This is a genomic window from Streptomyces sp. NPDC002580 (assembly GCF_042889485.1).
Taxonomy (GTDB): Bacteria; Actinomycetota; Actinomycetes; order Streptomycetales; family Streptomycetaceae; genus Streptomyces.
Genome location: NZ_JBIAQZ010000012.1, coordinates 225,394 through 244,376, shown reverse-complemented (window position 1 = coordinate 244,376; position 18,983 = coordinate 225,394). Strand labels below are relative to the sequence as shown.

The 18,983-nt window shown below is 71.7% G+C and carries 16 protein-coding genes and 1 riboswitch; of the genes, 9 read left to right on the top strand and 7 right to left on the bottom strand.

Annotated elements, in window-relative coordinates:
- Positions 1-41: 41 nt before the first annotated feature.
- Positions 42-1,697 carry a sensor histidine kinase gene (locus ACFYW7_RS32605; protein ID WP_389508989.1) on the bottom strand — a complete coding sequence of 552 codons (1,656 nt, stop codon included), beginning with the start codon at positions 1,695-1,697 and terminating at the stop codon, positions 42-44.
- Complete coding sequence (locus tag ACFYW7_RS32600; RefSeq protein WP_389508987.1) at positions 1,694-2,350, bottom strand: response regulator transcription factor; 657 nt, start codon at positions 2,348-2,350, stop codon at positions 1,694-1,696. The genes ACFYW7_RS32605 and ACFYW7_RS32600 overlap by 4 nt, the downstream gene beginning before the upstream one ends.
- Positions 2,351-2,875: 525 nt before the next feature.
- On the opposite strand from ACFYW7_RS32600, the gene ACFYW7_RS32595 reads away from it, so the two are divergent.
- On the top strand, positions 2,876-3,502 hold the full coding sequence (locus tag ACFYW7_RS32595) for a hypothetical protein (protein ID WP_389508985.1): 627 nt from the start codon (positions 2,876-2,878) through the stop codon (positions 3,500-3,502).
- Between the two features lie 183 nt (positions 3,503-3,685).
- On the opposite strand, the gene ACFYW7_RS32590 is transcribed toward ACFYW7_RS32595, so the two are convergent.
- Positions 3,686-5,125, bottom strand: a complete 1,440-nt coding sequence (locus ACFYW7_RS32590; RefSeq protein WP_389508983.1) for a gamma-aminobutyraldehyde dehydrogenase — start codon at positions 5,123-5,125, stop codon at positions 3,686-3,688.
- Between the two features lie 188 nt (positions 5,126-5,313).
- On the opposite strand from ACFYW7_RS32590, the gene ACFYW7_RS32585 reads away from it, so the two are divergent.
- The 7 genes from ACFYW7_RS32585 (at position 5,314) to ACFYW7_RS32555 (ending at position 12,623) form a co-directional block, all read left to right on the top strand.
- Positions 5,314-5,829 (top strand): Lrp/AsnC family transcriptional regulator, encoded by a 516-nt coding sequence (locus ACFYW7_RS32585; protein ID WP_389508981.1) that lies wholly within the window; start codon positions 5,314-5,316, stop codon positions 5,827-5,829.
- A complete protein-coding gene (locus tag ACFYW7_RS32580; RefSeq protein WP_389508979.1) occupies positions 5,814-7,196 on the top strand; it encodes an aspartate aminotransferase family protein in 1,383 nt (460 codons plus the stop codon). The genes ACFYW7_RS32585 and ACFYW7_RS32580 overlap by 16 nt, the downstream gene beginning before the upstream one ends.
- Positions 7,197-7,413: 217 nt before the next feature.
- Positions 7,414-8,151 carry an ABC transporter ATP-binding protein gene (locus ACFYW7_RS32575; protein WP_389508975.1) on the top strand — a complete coding sequence of 246 codons (738 nt, stop codon included), beginning with the start codon at positions 7,414-7,416 and terminating at the stop codon, positions 8,149-8,151.
- A complete protein-coding gene (locus tag ACFYW7_RS32570) occupies positions 8,133-9,767 on the top strand; it encodes a hypothetical protein (RefSeq protein WP_389508971.1) in 1,635 nt (544 codons plus the stop codon). The genes ACFYW7_RS32575 and ACFYW7_RS32570 overlap by 19 nt, the downstream gene beginning before the upstream one ends.
- Before the next feature lie 108 nt (positions 9,768-9,875).
- Positions 9,876-10,283: a VOC family protein gene (locus ACFYW7_RS32565; protein ID WP_389508969.1), complete on the top strand. Its 408-nt coding sequence runs from the start codon at positions 9,876-9,878 to the stop codon at positions 10,281-10,283.
- 353 nt (positions 10,284-10,636) lie between these two features.
- Entirely contained in the window at positions 10,637-11,773 is a 1,137-nt protein-coding gene (locus ACFYW7_RS32560; RefSeq protein ID WP_389508967.1) for an LOG family protein, read from the top strand.
- Positions 11,774-11,960: 187 nt separating this feature from the next.
- Positions 11,961-12,623 carry an LAETG motif-containing sortase-dependent surface protein gene (locus ACFYW7_RS32555; RefSeq protein ID WP_389508965.1) on the top strand — a complete coding sequence of 221 codons (663 nt, stop codon included), beginning with the start codon at positions 11,961-11,963 and terminating at the stop codon, positions 12,621-12,623.
- Positions 12,624-12,750: 127 nt separating this feature from the next.
- Here the strand turns inward: ACFYW7_RS32555 and ACFYW7_RS32550 are convergent, their stop codons facing one another.
- The 4 genes from ACFYW7_RS32550 to rlmN all read right to left on the bottom strand — a co-directional run bounded on the left by ACFYW7_RS32550 (position 12,751) and on the right by rlmN (position 17,891).
- Positions 12,751-13,773 (bottom strand): ABC transporter ATP-binding protein, encoded by a 1,023-nt coding sequence (locus ACFYW7_RS32550; protein WP_389508963.1) that lies wholly within the window; start codon positions 13,771-13,773, stop codon positions 12,751-12,753.
- Complete coding sequence (locus tag ACFYW7_RS32545) at positions 13,774-15,495, bottom strand: ABC transporter permease (RefSeq protein WP_389508961.1); 1,722 nt, start codon at positions 15,493-15,495, stop codon at positions 13,774-13,776. It lies immediately after the preceding gene.
- Positions 15,471-16,502, bottom strand: a complete 1,032-nt coding sequence (locus tag ACFYW7_RS32540; protein WP_389509139.1) for a thiamine ABC transporter substrate binding subunit — start codon at positions 16,500-16,502, stop codon at positions 15,471-15,473. The genes ACFYW7_RS32545 and ACFYW7_RS32540 overlap by 25 nt, the downstream gene beginning before the upstream one ends.
- A gap of 136 nt (positions 16,503-16,638) precedes the next feature.
- A riboswitch (TPP riboswitch) is annotated at positions 16,639-16,744 on the bottom strand.
- Positions 16,745-16,784: 40 nt separating this feature from the next.
- On the bottom strand, positions 16,785-17,891 hold the full coding sequence (rlmN, locus tag ACFYW7_RS32535; protein WP_389508959.1) for a 23S rRNA (adenine(2503)-C(2))-methyltransferase RlmN: 1,107 nt from the start codon (positions 17,889-17,891) through the stop codon (positions 16,785-16,787).
- A gap of 263 nt (positions 17,892-18,154) precedes the next feature.
- On the opposite strand from rlmN, the gene ACFYW7_RS32530 reads away from it, so the two are divergent.
- On the top strand, positions 18,155-18,964 hold the full coding sequence (locus tag ACFYW7_RS32530) for a hypothetical protein (RefSeq protein WP_389508957.1): 810 nt from the start codon (positions 18,155-18,157) through the stop codon (positions 18,962-18,964).
- The last annotated feature ends 19 nt before the right edge of the window (positions 18,965-18,983 follow it).

Genomic DNA, 18,983 nt, shown 5'->3' with positions numbered 1-18,983 from the left:
TGCCGACCCGGACGCCGCCCGGACAATGGACGCTGCGTCGATCAGTCGCCCGCCGGCCCGACACCCTGTCGATCGGTTCCGGGCGTCACGAATGCCCCGGGCCGGGACCCATCGGCGAACCGCACACCCGAAGCGTCCCCGTCGGACGGCCCGATACGGGAGGTGAGCCCGGCGGAGGGCCCGGCACGGGAGGCAGCCGCGTCGGGCGGTCCCGGCCGGAAGGCCGGCGCCTCGGACGGACCGGGCCGGGGGACGGGCGGTGCGGCGCAGGGCGGGAACGTGACCTTCACGGTCAGTCCGCCCCCTGGGCGGGGCCACGCCTCGACCGTGCCGCCGTGGGCGGTGGCGACGGCCGTGACGATGGACAGGCCGAGGCCGAGGCCGTCGCGCTGGTGGCCCTTCCCGCGCGCTCGGGGCCGAGGGTGCGGGAGAGTCCGTCCGGCACCCAGCCGCCGGAACGGCTGGAAGAGTCCGGCCACCTGATCACGCGGGATCACCGGTCCGGAGTTGTCGATGCGCAGCACGGGCCGCCCCGCCTCCGTACCGGTCCACAGGCGGACCCAACCCTCGCCGTTCTCCGGGCTGTTGTGCCGTACCGCGTTGTCCGTGAGGTTGACCACGAGCCGTTCGATCAGCTGCGGATCGCCCAGGACGGGCGCGCGGGCGAGGTCGGCCCGCACCCGGGGCCCTCCGTGCTCGGGGCCGTCCGACGACGCCGTTCCGTCTTCGGGCCCGCCGTCACCCCTGGACCGGGCGCCGGGCACCTCGCCGTTCCCCGACCCGTCGGCCGGCACCTCCCCGGGTCGGGAACCGCCGTCCACCACCGCACCCTTCGGCAGCAGCCCCCGCACGACGGCGGCGAGGTCGACGAACTCGCTGCGCTGAAGCCCCCGTTGACTGCGCGCGAGAGTCAACAGGGCGTCGATGAGCCGCGCCTGCTCCTGCCCCGCGGCACGCACCCGCAGACAGGCCGCCCGCAGACTCTCCACCGACGCCCCGGGGTCGGCGAGCGCCACGTCCACGATCGCCTGCTGGAGCGTGAGCGGGGTGCGCAGTTCGTGCGACGCGTTGGCGACGAACTGCTTCTGCGCCTCGAACGCGCCCTCCAGCCGCCCCAGTACGTCGTCGAAGGTGTCCGCCATCGCCTTGAGCTCGTCCTCGGGACCGGGCGCCGCCAGCCGCTGCCGGAGGTTGTCCGCGGAGATCCGCCGGGCCGCGGCGGTCATCGTGCGCAGCGGCGCGAGGACGCGTCCGGCCATGAACCGGCCGAGGGCCACGGAGGCGACCGTCATCACCGCGAGCGCGACGCCCGCCTCGACCAGCAACTGGTGCAGCTGGTCGGCCCGCAGCGCCTCGGCGTACATCGTGAGCGTCGGCGGAGCGGGGGCGGGGAAGCCGTCGTCGCCCGCGGGGAGCCCCGGCCCCACGGCCGAGCCGACGGTCGTCGACGGCTCGGCCCGCGACACCAGCAGATAGGTGAAACCGAGCAGGGCCGCCCCCGCGACCATGAAGAGCGCACTGTAGAGCAGGGTCAGCCGCCAGCGGATGGTGCGCGGGGTCAGCCGCTCCAGGATCTCGGCCGGGGCCGGACACCGGGGGAGGTCGCGTGGCCGCCACCAGCGGTGCCCGTGCGTCGCCCGCCCCGGGGGCTCGCGGCGGGGAGCCGGCCGGTGAGGGGCTCCGGTTCCGGCCGTCATGCGATCCGGTATCCCGCCCGGTCCACCGTCGCGATCAGCGGCGGCTCCCCCAGTTTGCGGCGCAGCCGGCTCACCGTGACCTTCACGGTCTGGCTGAAGGGGTCGGCGGCCTCGTCCCAGGCCCGCTCCAGCAGTTCCTCGGTGGAGACCACGGCGCCCTGCGCGGCCAGCAGGAGTTCCAGCACGGCGAACTCCTTCGGGCTGAGGGCGAGCCCCGAACCGCCCCGGGTCGCCTGCCGTCGCGCCGGGTCGAGCCGCAGCTCCCCGCGGACCAGGACAGGAGGCAGCGCGGGTTGCGCGCGCCGCGCCAACGCCCTTATGCGCGCGACGAGTTCGGCGAACGCGAACGGCTTCGGCAGATAGTCGTCGGCACCGAGACCGAGCCCCATGACCCGGTCGGCGACCGTGCCGGACGCGGTGAGCATCAGCACCCTCGCCCGGCTGTCGCCCGCTGCCAGCGTCCGGCACACCTGGTCGCCGTGGACGCCGGGCAGGTCGCGGTCGAGCACGACGACGTCGTAGCCGTTGACGTCGGCGCGTTCCAGCGCCGTGGGCCCGTCCAGCGCGAGATCGACCGCCATGCCCTCACGGCGCAGCCCGGCGGCCACCGTCTCGGCGAGCTCTTCATGGTCCTCGACCACCAGCACACGCATGGCGGTCAGTGTGGCGGGCCGGTGGTTGCACGGGGATAAGCCTCACCTGTGCGAGCGACGCTCCCCTGCCGGGAGCCGCCTCCCACACCCGCCCGGGACCCGTTCCCGCCCGAAGCTCGGTTTCGTCCGTCCGCCCGGAGCTGCCTCCCGTACCCCGCCGGGGTCCCTGTCCGGTCCGCTCTCCGGCAGCTCGGTCCGGTCGCCGTGTGCCGCCGCCGCTCCCTGCCCACCCCGCCGCCGTCCGCGCCGGGCCCAGGCCCGGCCCACCCGGGCGGGCCCCTCCGTGCGCTGTCCCCAGCGTGTGCCGCCCCGTCCGTGACGCGTCCCGTGTTGCGTCCCGTCCGTGTTGCGTCCCGATAAGGACGGCCGTTCCCGTGCCGTAACCACCCCCCGGCTTGTCTGGTGCACAACACAGAGCACCGCACCGCACCACGTCACGTCACGTCACGTCACGTCACGTCACGCGACACCGGTGCGCCGCGCATCCGCATCGCGGCACCGCCGCCCACCCCATGGAGGAACCCCATGCGTGCACTGGCCACCAGGCCACAACGACTCGTCCTGGCCTGCGCCCTGATCTCGGCCGCCACGCTCGGCACTGTCAGCGCGTCGGCGGCCTCGACGTCCGGCAGGTCCACCGCGACGGCCGCGACGGCCGTGGCGCTCACGACGGCCGAGCACCCGCTGCGCGCCTGGACCGGCGAGCCGCCGAAGGGAGCCCCGCCGGCCATCGGGTACCGACCGACGGCGCAGGCGCCCGGCGACGTGAACACCGCCGACCGGGCGTTCGCGGCCTGCATGCGCGACCACGGCCAGAAGACCTTCCCGGAGTTCCACGCCTCGAAGGACAAGCGGGGCCACGTGCGGTTCAGCGTGAGGATGAGGGCGGCCAACGGCTTCGACCCGACCTCGAAGAGCCGGCGGGCCGCCACGAAGGCGTGCGCGCCGATCCTGAAGAAGGTCGGCATCACGTTCTCGACGGGATCCGGACTGCCTCCGCTGCCGGTGCCGGGCAGGCCGGGCGGCAAGCCCGGCACCGGCTCCGGCGGCGGTTCCGTCGGCGGCTCCGTGGAGCACGGCCTGCACACGGAGAAGGGTGAGCCGGGCGCGCCCGACGAACCCTCGTTCTCCAGCGTGTCCGAGAGCGCCTGAGCCTGCGCGGAGGGGGACAGACCGTTGCCCCGGACGGGATCGACTCCCGTCCGGGGCAACGTGGTTCGCACCGTCCGCACGGCTACCGGCCGACGCACCGAACTCGGTTCACGACGGACCGACGGCCCGACGGACACCGGAACGACGGACCAGTGTTCACCAGACCGACGGCACCGTTCTCGTTCAGCCGTCGAGCGACGTCATCACGTGCTTGACGCGCGTGTAGTCGTCGAAGCCGTACCCCGACAGGTCCTTGCCGTAGCCGGACTTCTTGAAGCCGCCGTGCGGCATCTCGGCGACCAGCGGGATGTGGGTGTTGATCCACACGCAGCCGAAGTCGAGGGACTTGGACAGGCGCATCGCGCGGCCGTGGTCCTTGGTCCACACCGAGGAGGCCAGCGCGTAGTCGACGCCGTTGGCCCACTCGATCGCCTGGGCCTCGTCCGAGAAGGACTGGACGGTGATGACCGGGCCGAAGACCTCGTTCTGGATGATCTCGTCGTCCTGCTTGAGGCCGGAGACGACGGTCGCGGCGTAGAAGTAGCCCTTGTCGCCGACCTGCTTGCCGCCCGCCTCGACCTTGGCGTGCGCGGGAAGGCGCTCGATGAACCCGGCGACCTGCTCGAGCTGGTTCGGGTTGTTCAGCGGGCCGTAGAGCACGTCCTCGTCGTCCGGCTGTCCGGTCTTCGTCTCGGCCGCGGCCTTGGCGAGCGCGGTGACGAACTCGTCGTGGATGGACTCCTGGACGAGGACGCGGGTGGCGGCCGTACAGTCCTGGCCCGCGTTGAAGAAGCCCGCGACCGAGATGTCCTCGACGGCCTTGGCGATGTCGGTGTCCTCGAAGACGACGACCGGGGCCTTGCCGCCCAGCTCCAGGTGGACGCGCTTGACGTCCTTGGCCGCCGACTCGGCGACGGAGATGCCCGCCCGGACGGAGCCGGTGATCGACGCCATCGCCGGGGTCGGGTGCTCGACCATCGCGCGGCCGGTGTCACGGTCGCCGCAGATGACGTTGAAGACACCCTTGGGCAGGATGCCGCCGAGGATGTCGGCGATCAGGACGGTGGAGGCGGGGGTGGTGTCCGAGGGCTTCAGGACGACCGTGTTGCCCGCGGCGAGGGCGGGCGCGAACTTCCACACCGCCATCATCATCGGGTAGTTCCACGGCGCGACCTGGGCGCAGACGCCCACCGGCTCGCGGCGGACGATCGAGGTCATGCCCTCCATGTACTCGCCGGCCGAGCGGCCCTCGAGCATGCGGGCGGCACCCGCGAAGAAGCGGATCTGGTCGACCATCGGCGGGATTTCCTCGGACCGGGTCAGTCCGATCGGCTTGCCGGTGTTCTCCACCTCGGCCGCGATGAGCTCCTCGGCCCGCTCCTCGAACGCGTCCGCGATCTTCAGGAGGGCCTTCTGGCGCTCCGACGGGGTCTGGTCGCGCCAGGCCGGGAAGGCCGCGGCGGCCGCGGCCATCGCGGCGTCGACGTCCGCCTGGCCGGAGAGCGGCGCGGTCGCGTACGCCTCGCCGGTCGCGGGGTTGACCACCTCCGTGGTCCGTCCATCGGCGGCATCGCGGAACTCTCCGTCGATGTAATTGCGCAGACGACGCAGCTCGGTGCTCACTGCCCGGCCCTCCTGTCGGATGTCCAACGACCCAGGTGTCCACCACCTGAGATGTCTGAGACCCCACCCTAATCCGTGGCTCGACGTTTTCAACCCCCCCGAACGGCTCAGATCTGCGAAATCCGCAAGACGCGCACCCGTAAACAACGAATTTCATCGCCGCAACCTTGCGGAACTGTCGAGACGTCGTGCACAGTGAGGCCGTGGCCAGTCGAAGTGCGGAACCCAGGGACTCCCGCGAGTCCAGGAACGGCAGTCCCCAGTTGGACGCCGTCTCCCTCGCGATCATCGAGCAGCTCCAACAGGACGGACGCCGCCCGTACGCCGCGATCGGCAAGGCCGTGGGCCTCTCCGAGGCCGCCGTGCGCCAGCGCGTCCAGAAGCTGCTCGACCAGGGCGTGATGCAGATCGTCGCCGTGACGGACCCGCTCACCGTGGGATTCCGCCGGCAGGCGATGGTCGGAATCAACGTCGAGGGCGATCTCGACCCGGTGGCCGAAGCGCTGACTGCCATGTCGGAAGTCGAGTACGTGGTGATGACCGCGGGCTCGTTCGACATCCTCGCCGAGATCGTCTGCGAGGACGACGACCACCTGCTGGACGTCATCAACAAACGCATCCGGGCCCTGCCCGCGGTGCGCTCCACCGAGAGCTTCGTCTACCTGAAGCTCAAGAAGCAGACCTACATGTGGGGAACCCGATAGCCGTGAGCACCAAGGACCTCAGCAAGACCGCGTACGACCACCTGTGGATGCACTTCACCCGCATGTCCTCGTACGAGAACGCGCCCGTTCCCACCATCGTCCGTGGTGAGGGCACCTACATCTACGACGACAAGGGCAAGCGCTACCTCGACGGTCTCGCGGGCCTGTTCGTGGTCCAGGCCGGCCACGGCCGCACCGAGCTGGCCGAGACGGCCTTCAAGCAGGCCCAGGAGCTGGCCTTCTTCCCGGTGTGGTCCTACGCCCACCCCAAGGCCATCGAGCTGGCCGAGCGTCTCGCGCACCACGCGCCGGGCGACCTGAACAAGGTGTTCTTCACGACGGGCGGCGGCGAGGCCGTCGAGACCGCGTGGAAGCTGGCCAAGCAGTACTTCAAGCTGCAGGGCAAGCCGACCAAGTACAAGGTCATCTCGCGTGCGGTCGCCTACCACGGCACCCCGCAGGGCGCCCTGTCCATCACCGGCCTGCCGGCCCTGAAGGCCCCCTTCGAGCCACTGGTCCCGGGTGCCCACAAGGTCCCCAACACCAACATCTACCGCGCCCCGCTCTTCGGCGACGACCCCGAGGCCTACGGCCGCTGGGCCGCCGACCAGATCGAGCAGGAGATCCTCTTCGAGGGTCCGGAGACCGTCGCCGCGGTCTTCCTGGAGCCGGTGCAGAACGCCGGCGGCTGCTTCCCCCCGCCGCCCGGCTACTTCCAGCGCGTGCGCGAGATCTGCGACCGGTACGACGTGCTGCTGGTCTCGGACGAGGTCATCTGCGCCTTCGGCCGTCTCGGCACGATGTTCGGCTGCGACAAGTTCGGCTACGTACCGGACATGATCACCTGCGCCAAGGGCATGACCTCGGGCTACTCCCCGATCGGCGCGTGCATCGTCTCCGACCGCGTCGCCGAGCCCTTCTACAAGGGTGACAACACCTTCCTGCACGGCTACACCTTCGGCGGCCACCCGGTCTCCGCGGCCGTGGCGCTGACCAACCTCGACATCTTCGAGCGCGAGGGCCTCAACCAGCACGTGCTGGACAACGAGGCGAACTTCCTCCAGACGCTCCAGAAGCTGCACGACCTGCCGATCGTCGGCGACGTCCGCGGCAACGGCTTCTTCTACGGCATCGAGCTGGTGAAGGACAAGGCCACCAAGGAGACCTTCACCGACGAGGAGTCGGAGCGCGTGCTCTACGGCTTCGTCTCCAAGAAGCTCTTCGAGTACGGCCTCTACTGCCGCGCCGACGACCGCGGTGACCCGGTCATCCAGCTGTCGCCGCCGCTGATCTCCGACCAGTCGACCTTCGACGAGATCGAGGGGATCGTCCGCCAGGTCCTGACGGAGGCGTGGACCAAGCTCTGATCCGAGCTCCGGTCCGACTGATCAACACCGGCCCCGGTGGCGCCCGTTCGAGTGAGAATGGGCGGCCCGGGGCCGCGTGCTGTCCGGCCTCCCGGCCCCGACTCCCTAGCGTGCGAAGTGACCGATCGGCCCTGCCTTCGTTCCCCCGTCCGGGGGACCGAGCGACCTGGAAGAGGTCGCCGGGCACGGCACATCAGATCTGAACGAGGTGTACGCGATGGTGGCCCCGCCTGACAACGACGTGCTCTGGGCACGCGCCCTGCACGTCAAGCACAACGGATCGCCCGCGCTCAGCGGTGTCTCGCTCGGCGTCCGGGAGGGCGAGATCCTCGCCGTCGGCGGCCCGCGCGGCAGCGGCAAGACGACCCTCCTGCACTGTCTGTCCGGCCAGCTGCTGCCGCAGCAGGGCGAGGTCTGGTTCAACAGCTCGCCCGTGCACACGATGAGTTCGCTCACCCGCGAACGGCTGCGCCGCGACCGGTTCGGCTGGATCGACCCCGTCCCGGTCCTGGTCGCCGAGCTGAGCGCCTGGGAGAACGCCGCCCTCCCCCTGATGCTGCGCGGCTTCACCCGCCGGGCCGCCAAGACCACCGCGCTGGAATGGCTGGAGCGCCTCGACATCGGCGGCTGCGCCCGCAAACGCCCGCACGCCCTGCTCCAGGCCGAACGGCAGCGCGTCGCCATCGCCCGCGCCCTCGCGCCCGCCCCCACCGTGCTGTTCGCCGACGAGCCGACGGCCCCGCTGCACCGCGCCGACCGCGCCCACGTGCTGCGCACCCTGACCACGGCGGCCCGTTCGCACGGCATCACCGTCGTCCTCGCCACCCACGACGCGGACACGGCGGCGCTCGCCGACCGCACGGTGTCGCTCCTCGACGGACGGCGCGTGAACACCGTCCACCTGCCCCCGGTCACGGAGACGGAAGGCCGGGCCGCGTGCTCGCTCTCCGTCTAGCCCGTGGGGGCCGCCCCCTCGTCCAGCTCCGCCGGCTCCTGGTCGCCGCCGCCTCCGCGGGCACCGGGTTCCTGCTGCTGTGCACACTGGGGTACGCGATGAGCCACCCGGACGCCTCGGCCGCCGGCGCGCTGCGCCTGGCCTGGTGCGTCGCCCCGCTCGCCGCGACGGTCTACTTCGCCGTCGCGGTGGCCCGCACCGACCCCAACACCCGCCCCCGGCCCGGCCTGTCCGCCATCGGCCTCGGGGCGGGCCGGCTGATGGCGATCTCCGCCCTCGGCACCGCCCTGTCCACTCTCCTCGGCTCGCTGCTCGCCCTGCTGCTCTTCCTCCACCTGCGCGGCGACCTGACCGGCATCCCGTTCGACGGAGCGGCGGCGGCGTTCCTCGCCGCCGACCAGTCGCTGCCCCTGCCCGCGGCCCTGACCCTGCTCGCCCTGGTGCCGGTCGCGGCCTGCGGCGCGGCGGCGCTGACCCTGCGCCCACGGGACCGGGCGCCGCGGCGCACCACATGGTCGTACGGCCGCACCTGGATGGCGGCACGGCAGAGCGCGTTCGCCATCGCTCCGGCGCGCGGCACCCGGACCGACGGACAGACCGACGGGCAGCACACGGACGACGGTGCCGGCACGGCAGACGCGCCTGACGGCGCGGCGGCGGACACCGCCCGGGAGGCCCGGCGACAGCCCGGCCTCCCGGCCCCGGCCCCGGCCCAGCAGGCTTCGGTCCCTCAGGCTTCGGACGCGGACACCCCCGACGGCCCCGACTTCCACTGGACCGTCGAGGCGTACGCCGACGGGGACGGGTTCCGTGAGACCGGCGCGGGCCTGCCCCTGCGGGTGGGCGCTCAGGAGCGTTCTGCCGCCGTCGCCCAGGGAAGCGCGGGGACACCCGCCCCGTACGAGGGCCATGAGGCCCACCAAGCCCACGAGGGCGCATGGACGTCCGAAACGGACCGGGACCGGCACCGGGGCGCCGAGGCCGGCACCCGTCGGCTGCCGCCCCCGGAGGCCGCCCCGAACGGGCTCCCCTGGGGCGCGGCCGCGCTGGCGGCCGGTCTGGCCGTGGAGACGTACGCGAGCCGCTCGGGACCCGCGCCCGAGCTCGCGCTGCCCGGCGGGTTCGTCGGCGGTCCGGCCGGAGTGCTGCTCGGCTGGGTGCTGACGGCTGTCGGGCTGGCCCTCGCGGGGCCCGCGATCGCCCATCTGTGCGGGCGGCTGCTCCAGGCCGTACGTCCGGGCGCGCTGCGCCTGCTGGCCGGACGGGTGCTCCAGGCGGAGGCGCGGCGCATCGGGCAGCCGCTGGGTGTGGTGTGCGCGGTGGCGTCGGGCGGGTTCGCCATGACGACGCTGTACACCGGCGCCCGGCCCGCGTTCGGCCCGCTGACCACCCTCGGCACCCTGCTCGTCGCCGGGTGCACGCTCCTGACGCTGGCGACGGCCGCCCTGGAGGCCAAGCAGGAACGCGCCGACACCACGGCCGCCCTGCTGCGGCTCGGGGCTCCCAGCACGATGCTGCGCGGCGCCGCGGCCCTGCGTGTCGGTGCGCTGTTCGCCGCGTTCGCCCCGCTGACCTGGGTGGTCGCCGAGCTGGCCGCGATGCCGCTGGCCCACTGATCGGTTCGCGCGGCCTCCGGGAAATGAACTCGGCCCCGGGCGATGAGTTCCGGGCGGGCTCCCGGTCTATCCCTGCGAACAGCACACCATATGACGGGAGACCCTCACATGTACCAGCAGATGATCTTCGTGAACCTGCCGGTGTCCGACGTGGACATCTCGAGCAAGTTCTTCACGGAGCTCGGATACACGATCAACCCGCAGTTCTCCACCGACGACTGCGCCTGTGTGGTGATCAGCGACACGATCGTCGCGATGCTGCTCAGCAGGCAGCGCTACGCGGACTTCACGAAGAAGGAGATCGCGGACGCCACCCGGACCAGCGAGGTGCTGCTGTGTCTGAGCGCCGAGAGCCGCGAGAAGGTCGACGAGCTGGTCGACGCCGCGATCGCCGCGGGCGGCAAGGGGACCGGCGAGACCCAGGACCAGGGCTTCATGTACGGCCGCGCCTTCGACGACCCGGACGGCCACACCTGGGAGGTCATGTGGATGGACCCGGCGGCGGTCCAGGGCTGAGCCCCACCGGTTCGTGTCCCGGGGCCGGTCCGCGGTACGGAGGTCCACGCACCGGCCCCGGGCAACGCCCGCCCGGCGTCCGGCGCGTCGGCCCTTGCGGATGTCGGTCGCGCGGACGCCCGGGGTGAGGAAGCCGTGCCGGCTGCCGTCGAGGCCGACCGTCGCGGTGGCCCCGGCGCTGCGGGCGCCGGGCCTGCGAAGGTCACGCCGGTCCCGGCACGGTGCCGTCCGTGCGGCGGGCGCACACGGCCTCTCGCCGTCATGGTGAATCGCCGTCCGGCAGCCGTCGGTCCGGCATCCGGACGCTGCCGGGGGCGACGCGGCCCGGGGCCGCTCCGAACGGCGCCCCTAGCATGGGCCGCGTGCAGCCGACACCTCGCCACGCAGCCCATGACCGACACCACGACCGTGAGATCGAATCCCTCGCCGAGTTCGACGAGGCCGTGTCCTCGGGCGGCTCACTCGCCCATTTCCGTTTCCAGGCGGTCGATCTGACGGGTCGCACCCGGGATCTGCTCACCGTGGACACCACGGGCGCCGTCTTCCTCGGCTGTCCGATGGAGGCCGAGGCGGACGCTGGAGTCCGGGCCGCCGGCGCCCTGGTGTTCCCACCCGTACCGGGCCTCCCCCTCGATCCCTACCGGGGCGGTCTCTACTCCCCCGACGAGCTCTTCGCCTCGCTCGACGCCGGCTACGAGTCGACACCCGACGCCCGCGCGTACGCCTGGTTCCAGCGGACCAAGGCGGACGGCGACATATTCGCGTCGATGGTGCGCGCGGTCCACGACGACTCCGTCTCGGACGCGCTCGACGAACTCCTCGTCGGCGCTCGGGTGGTCGGCGTGATGGGCGGTCACGCGATGGCGCGCGGCACGGAGGCGTACGCGGGTGCCGCGCGGCTCGGCCGTGAACTCGCGCGCTCCGGCCTCACCGTCGCCACCGGCGGTGGCCCCGGTGCCATGGAAGCGGCGAACCTCGGCGCGTACGCGGCTCCCTTCGACGACGGGATGCTCGACGAGGCACTGCGTGTCCTGGCCGCCGCCCCGTCGTTCACCCCCTCCGTCACCGACTGGGCGCGCGCGGCGTTCGAGGTACGGGAGCGCTGGCCGTCCGGTGGTCCCTCGGTCGGCATCCCCACCTGGTTCTACGGCCACGAGCCGCCGAACGCCTTCGCCGCGCACCTGGCCAAGTACTTTGCCAACGCGACCCGCGAGGACGGGCTGTTGGCCCGCTCGAACGCGGGTGTCGTCTTCCTGCCGGGTGCCGCCGGGACCGTACAGGAGATCTTCGACAACGCGACCCCGAACTACTACGGGTCGAGGGGCGGACCCACCCCCATGGTCCTGGTGGACCGAGCGCACTGGACCGAGCGGTACCCGGCCTGGCCCCTGCTCGAATCGCTGGCCCGGGAGCGCCCGATGGAGGCGCGGATCGCGCTCGTCGACCGGGTCGATGACGCTCCGGAGGCACTCAAACACCTTGGACGTTAACGACTCGGCAAAGCCAACGGCGATGCAGGGCATATGCATTGACAGGCCTTAGGCCGCGCTTATAAACCTGTGAAACTCCTGGGGGAGCTGTTGCCGGAATGATTCGCAGCAAATCCCCCGACACCCCCCGCAGTTGCGCAACCTGTGAAGGGCAATCGTGTCCATATCTCGACGCACCGCACGTACCGTGCGAATCCTCGGCGTTGCCTCCGCCTCTGCCGCGCTCGCGCTCGGCGTCGCCGGCAACGCCCTCGCCTGCACCATCGGCGACTTCGAGGCCGTCGCCTCCTGCGACGGCGCGAAGGCCGTCGTCACCGTGTCCGACACGGACCGGTCCCCCAACAAGGCCACCATCACGATCTTCCTCAAGTCCTCGGGTGGCAAGGACAAGCAGGTCGGCACCGGAGAGGTCACCGGCCAGGAGAACCGCAAGGCCTCCGTCACCATCGACCTCACGGAGGACTGGGTTCCCGGGGGCGAGTACCGGGCTCACGTCGACGTCCCGACCCGCGTGAACGCGGACACGGATGTCAAGTCCGTGCCCGCCGAGCCCTGCGCCCCGAAGTCGGAGTCGCCGTCGCCGTCGGAGAGCGCTGAGCCGTCGGAGGCCCCTTCCTCGGAGGCTCCCTCGGACTCGGCGACCCCGTCGGAATCGGAGAGCAGCGCCGCCCCGGCCACCTCGGACGACAACCAGCCGTCCGCCGCCGCCGCCGGTGAGTCCAACCTCGCCGAGACCGGTGCGAACTCCAACACCCCGATGATCGCCGGCATCGCCGGTGCGCTCGTCGTCGTCGGTGGCGGAGCGGTCTTCTTCGGCATGCGCCGCCGTGGCGCCTCGAAGGCGAACTGACCCACACCTGTACGCCCCGTGCGGCCCGTCCCTTTCCCGGGGGCGGGCCACACGGCTGTCCGGGCTCCGCCGTCCGGACGGCGCCCGCTCCGTCCGGACGGCGCGAGCGGCTCCCGTTCCCGGCGCGTCACTCCCCGAGTACGACGATCTCGGTGGCGTCGAACTCCACGCCGACCACGTCTCCGGGCTCCGGCGCGTCCCGCAGCGCGCAGGCCGCCTCCAGCCGGGGCGCGCCCTCGGGCTGAAGCTGTACGGCGACATGGGTGCCCCGGAAGGTGCGTGCCACGACCGTGCAGCGCAGTCCCTCCGCCACGGCCACGAGCCGTACACCGGCGGGCCGTACGAGGAGCGTGCCGGGCCCCTGGGCCGAGCCCTCGGGCACCGGGACCTTGCCCCACGGGGTGCCGGCGGCCGTCGCGCCCACCGTCGCCCCGACGACGTTGTCGAAGCCGAGGAAGCGGGCCACGAACGCGTCCGCGGGACGCTGCCAGACCTCAAGAGGCGTACCGGACTGGGCGATCCGTCCGTCGCGCATCACGACGACCCGGTCGGCGAGCGCGAAGGCCTCGCCCTGGTCGTGGGTGACGGCGAGCACCGTCGTACCCAATTCGCCGAACAGATGGCGCAGTTCGACCACCAGTCGCTCGCGGAGCGAGCGGTCCAGCTGGCCTAGCGGTTCGTCGAGCATCAGCAGGCGGGGGCGGGGCGCGAGGGCGCGGGCCAGCGCTACGCGCTGCTGCTCTCCTCCGGAGAGGGAGGCCACGGCGCGCCTCCCGGCTCCGGGCAGACCCACAAGCTCCAGCAACTCCCCCACCCTGGCGGCCTGTCCGCCCTTCTCCGTGCCGCGCATCCGCAGCCCGAAGGCCACGTTGCCGGCCACGTCCCGCTGCGGGAAGAGCTGGTGGTCCTGGAACATCAGGCCGACGCCCCGCTTGTGCGCGGGCACGCCCGACTGGTCGTGCCCGTCCAGGACAACAGACCCCGCGTCCAGCGGCTGGAGCCCGGCGACCGCCCGCAGCAGCGTGGACTTGCCGCTGCCGCTCGGCCCGAGCACGCACACGATCTCGTGCTCGGCGACATCGAGGTCGACGGCGTCGAGCACGGCCCGCCCGCCGAAGCGTACGGTCGCGCCCTGCAGGATCAACAGCATCTAGAACTCCCCGGTCCGGTCGGTGCGCACCCGTTCCAGCAGCAGCAGAGACACCGCGCACACCACCATCAGGATCGTCGAAAGGGCCATGGCCTGGCCGTAGTTGAGATCACCCGCGCGTCCGAGCAGTCGGGCCACGGCCACCGGAAGCGTCGGGTTGTCGGGCCGCGCGATGAAGACGGTCGCCCCGAACTCCCCGAGGGAGACGGCGAAGGCGAACCCGGCCGCGAGCAGCAGCGCCCGCCGCACCATCGGCAGGTCGACCTCGCGCCACACCCGCCACGGCGATGCCCCGAGCACGGCCGCGGCCTCCCGCAGCCGCCCGTCCACGGCCCGCAGCACGGGCAGCATGGTCCGTACGACGAAGGGGACGCCGACCAGTGCCTGCGCGAGCGGCACCAGGATCCAGCTGGCCCGCAGGTCCAGCGGCGGCTCGTCCAGGGCGATCAGGAACCCGAACCCCACGGTCACCGCGGAGACGCCGAGCGGCAGCATCAGCAGCGCGTCGAAGCCGCGCAGGAGCCGGCCGGCCCGGCGGGTGAGGGCCGCGGCGGCCAGACCGCCGATCAGCACGGCGATCGCGGTGGCGGCGAGCGCGTACTCCAGCGAGTTCCCGATCGCCTCGATCGGGGCGACGAGGAAGATCCCTCCGTCGTCGTCGGCCAGCGCCCGGTAGTAGCCGAACCCCGGCGCGCCGAGCGAACGCTGGACGAGGACCGCGAGCGGCAGCACCAGGAGGACGCCGATGCTCACCAGCACCCCGACGAGCAGCGCCCACTGTCCGGCCCCGCGCGGCCGGCGGGCGGTCGTCTCCGGGGCGACCAGCCGCAGGGCGGTCTCCCGTCGGCGTACGGTCGCCGCATGCACGGCGAGGATCGCGCCCACCGCCACGAACTGGACGATCGTCAGCACCGCCGCCGTCGCGAGGTCGAAGATCTCGGAGGTCTGCCGGTAGATCTCGACCTCCAGGGTCGAGAAGGTGGGGCCGCCGAGGATCTGCACCACGCCGAACGAGGTGAAGGTGAAGAGGAAGACCATCAGGGCCGCCGCGGCCACGGCCGGTCCGAGCGCCGGGAGCGTCACCCGGCGCCAGGCCGCGAAGCGCGAGGCGCCGAGCACGCGCGCGGCCTCCTCCTGGCGCGGGTCCAGCTGCGACCAGAGGCCGCCGACGGTCCGTACGACGACCGCGTAGTTGAAGAAGACATGGGCGAGCAGGATCGCCCACACCGTGGTGTCCAGGCGTACGCCCCACAGCTCGTCGAGCAGCCCGCCCCGGCCGACCAGCGCGAGGAACGCCGTGCCGACGACCACGGTCGGCAGCACGAAGGGCACGGTGACCACGGCCCGGAGGATCTGCTTGCCCCGGAAATCGAAGCGCGCGAACACGTACGCGCCGGGGAGCGCGACCAGCAGGGTGAGCGCCGTCGAGGCGAGCGCCTGCCAGGTGGTGAACCACAGGACGTGCCGGATGCCGGAGTCGGCCAGCACCTCCGTGATCCGGCCCAGCCGCCAGCCGTCGTCCCCGCGCAGCCCCCGTGTGACGATCGCGGCGACGGGATAGGCGAAGAACACCGCGAAGAACGCGACGGGCAGGGCCATCAGCCCGAGCCGCGCCACGTTCCGCCCGCGCTCCCTCCGCCGGCCGCCGCCGGGACCGGCGGCCGCTTCGGCTCCGCCGGCTCCTTCGGGCCGGTCGGTTACTTCAGTACGAGCGAGGTCCACGACTTGACCCACTGGTCGCGTTCGGCGGCGATCTTCTGGGGGGCGAGGGTCTCGGGGTCCTTTGCCTGCGGACCGTACCGGGTGAACTCCGGCGGCACCTGCGCGCCCTCACGCACTGGATAGACGAACATGTTCAGCGGCATGTCGTCCTGGAACTCCTTGGTGAGCAGGAAGTCGAGGAGTGCCTTGCCGCCCTTGGCGTTCTCGGCGTTGCTCAGCAGACCCGCGTACTCGACCTGGCGGAAGCAGGTGCCCGTCGCGACCCCGGTCGGAGCGGTGGTGGGCTTCGGGTCGGCGTAGATGACCTCGGCCGGCGGCGAGGAGGCGTACGAGACGACGAGCGGGCGGTCGGCCTTGGCCTTCTTGCCGCCGGCGGACCCCGAGAACTCCTCGTTGTACGCCTGCTCCCAGCCGTCCACCACCTTCACCCCGTTGGCCTTGAGCTTCTTCCAGTAGTCCTCCCAGCCCTGGTCCCCGTAGTGCGCGGCGGAGCCGAGCAGGAAGCCGAGGCCGGGCGAGGACGTGGAGGCGTTCTCGGTGACGAGGAGATTCTTGTACGCGGGCTTGACCAGGTCGTCGAAGGACCGCGGCGGCGTCAGCCCGTGCTCGCTGAACCAGGCCTTGTCGTAGTTGACGCAGATGTCGCCGGTGTCGATGGGCGTGACCCGGTGCTTGTCCCGGTCGGTCCGGTACTCGGGCAGGACCTTGTCCGCGTCCTTGGCCGTGTACGGCTGGAACAGTCCGTTGTCGAGCGCGCGGGAGAGCAGGGTGTTGTCGACGCCGAAGAAGACGTCCCCCTGCGGGTTGTCCTTGGTCAGGACGGCCTTGTTGACGGCCTGGCCCGCGTCGCCGTCCTTGAGGACCCTGACCTGGTAGCCGGACCGCTTCTCGAAGTCCTTGAGCACGCTCTTCGACACGAGCCACGAGTCGTGGCTGACGAGCGTGACCGTCTTCGGATCGCCCGAGCCGCCGCCGTCGGACGAGCCGCACGCGGACAGTACGGGCATCGCGACGAGCCCGAGGACGGCCAGGGCCGCGATCCGCCCGTTCTTGATGATGGTGCTCACTGATTCCTCCTGGGTGACCAGGAAGAGACGCGGCCCTGCCCGGGACCTCTGACGGTTCCCGGGCAGGGCGCAACAGCTTGAGTAACGACCGAACTTCCTACCCGGAATGACCCGGGCGAGGTTCAGAGGGTCTGCGGGCTGTCCCGCACTCTCAGCGCTGTGGCGCTCCCCTGTCGGAATATGAAGATGTCTGACTATGAAGAACTACTGACTCGGCTCAGCCTACCGCTCGGTCGCGGCGAGCTGACCACACGCTCCGTCGATCTCCTGGCCACGGGTGTCCCGGACGGTCACCGGCACACCATGAGCCGCGATCGCCTCGACGAACGCCTTCTCGTCCTCGGGCCGCGAGGCGGTCCACTTCGAGCCCGGGGTCGGGTTCAGCGGGATGAGGTTGACATGGACGGGCTTGCCCTTGAGCATGCGCCCGAGCCGGTCACCACGCCACGCCTGGTCGTTGATGTCCCGGATCAGGGCGTACTCGATGGACAGGCGCCGCCCGGACTTGGCCGCGTACTCCCATCCGGCGTCCAGCACCTCCCGCACGTTCCACCGCGTGTTCACGGGGACGAGGGTGTCGCGCAGTTCGTCGTCCGGCGCGTGCAGCGAGATCGCGAGCCGGCACTTGAAGCCCTCGTCGGAGAACCGGTTGATGGCGGGGACCAGCCCGACCGTCGACACCGTGATACCGCGCTGCGAGAGCCCGAGCCCGTCCGGCTCGGGGTCGGTCAGCGCGCGGATCGCACCGACCACCCGCTTGTAGTTGGCGAGCGGCTCGCCCATGCCCATGAAGACGATGTTGCTCAGCCGCGCCGGGCCGCCGGGGATCTCGCCGTCACGGAGCGCCCGCATGCCGTCGACAATCTGGTGCACGATCTCGCCGGTCGACAGGTTCCGGTCCAGACCGGCCTGTCCGGTGGCGCAGAACGGGCAGTTCATCCCGCAGCCCGCCTGCGAGCTGATGCACATGGTGACCCGGTCCGGGTAGCGCATGAGCACGGACTCGACGAGCGTGCCGTCGAAGAGCCGCCACAGGGTCTTGCGGGTGGTCTCCTGGTCGGTCGACAGATGCCGCACGACCGTCATCAGCTCGGGAAGCAGCGCCTCCTGGAGCTTGCCGCGCGAGGCGGCCGGGATGTCCGTCCACTGGTCGGGGTCGTGCGCGTACCGGGCGAAGTAGTGCTGAGAGAGCTGCTTGGCACGAAACGGCTTCTCGCCGATCGCGGCAACCGCCTCTTTCCGCTCGGCGGGCGTGAGATCGGCAAGGTGCCGCGGCGGCTTCTGAGCTCCGCGCGGCGCTACAAAGGTGAGTTCTCCGGGCTTCGGCATAACCCTTCCAGTGTCGCAGATCGTTTGGCCCGGCCCAGGTCAGATGGGCGAGCGCCTCGTCACCCTCCGGTGTCCCCTGTCACCGTTGGTCAACCTTTCACGGCCCAAAGACGGCCCGGCAGCCCATGTCTGGCCTGGCCTGGCCTGGCCAGGCGGATCTTGACCTCGCCCGCGTCGGGAAACGGGTACCCGCCGGGCGGGAACCGGTGTAACGTCACGCTCTTCGCCCGGCCCACGGTGCGGAGTCCCGGTAGGTAGCCGCCATGCTCGATCAGCCTGTCCCCGACCCGTACACGATGTGGCGGCTCGCCCTCGCCGAGGTGGACCTGATCTTCGCCTCCCCTCCGGAGCTCGACCGGCCGGTGGAGGGGTGCACTCGTTGCTTCACGGAAGCGGAACTGCGCATCCTCGGCGGTGATCCGCGGGATGTGCCGGATGACGTCCTCGAAGGCTTCATGGGCAAGGCCGTCGATCACTGGGACGCGGACCAGTACCCGGTCCTGTGGCGCCGCCTCATACCGCGTGCCTTGCGTCACTGGGGCCCGGAAGGCCCTGGCACCGACCCGTCCCATGAGCTGCGCGGTCTCGGCCGGTACGGGGCCGAACTGATCAGCTGGCCGGTCGCCGAGCGCACCGCGGTCGAGCAGGCGTTCCGGGCACTGCTCACCCTCGCCCTCACCGGCGGCCGGTCCCCGGCGGACATCCGTGACCTCGTGGAAGGCGTCGCCCACGCCACGGGCGGCCTGGAGCCATGGCTGGACCACATCGCCGGCTTCTCCGGCCCCGCCGCGGATGCTGGCCTCGTCCGACTGACACTGGGCTGGGGGACGGATTTCCTGTGGGAGGAGTTCGATTTCACGTGGTGGTACGACGGCGACCCGCGAACCGTCGCCGACTGGCTGCTCACGCAGCGACCCCGCATCGCGTCCTTCACGGCACGCCACCCACGCTGCAAGAACGCCGCCGACGCGCTCATCGCGATCTCCCACCTTCAAGAAGGTGACTGGAGCCCATGGCTCTACCCCTACGGCCCGCGCCCGCGTCCTCTCTTCCACCTGGCCACCAGCGGGTGAAGTCCTCGCTTTCGACTGG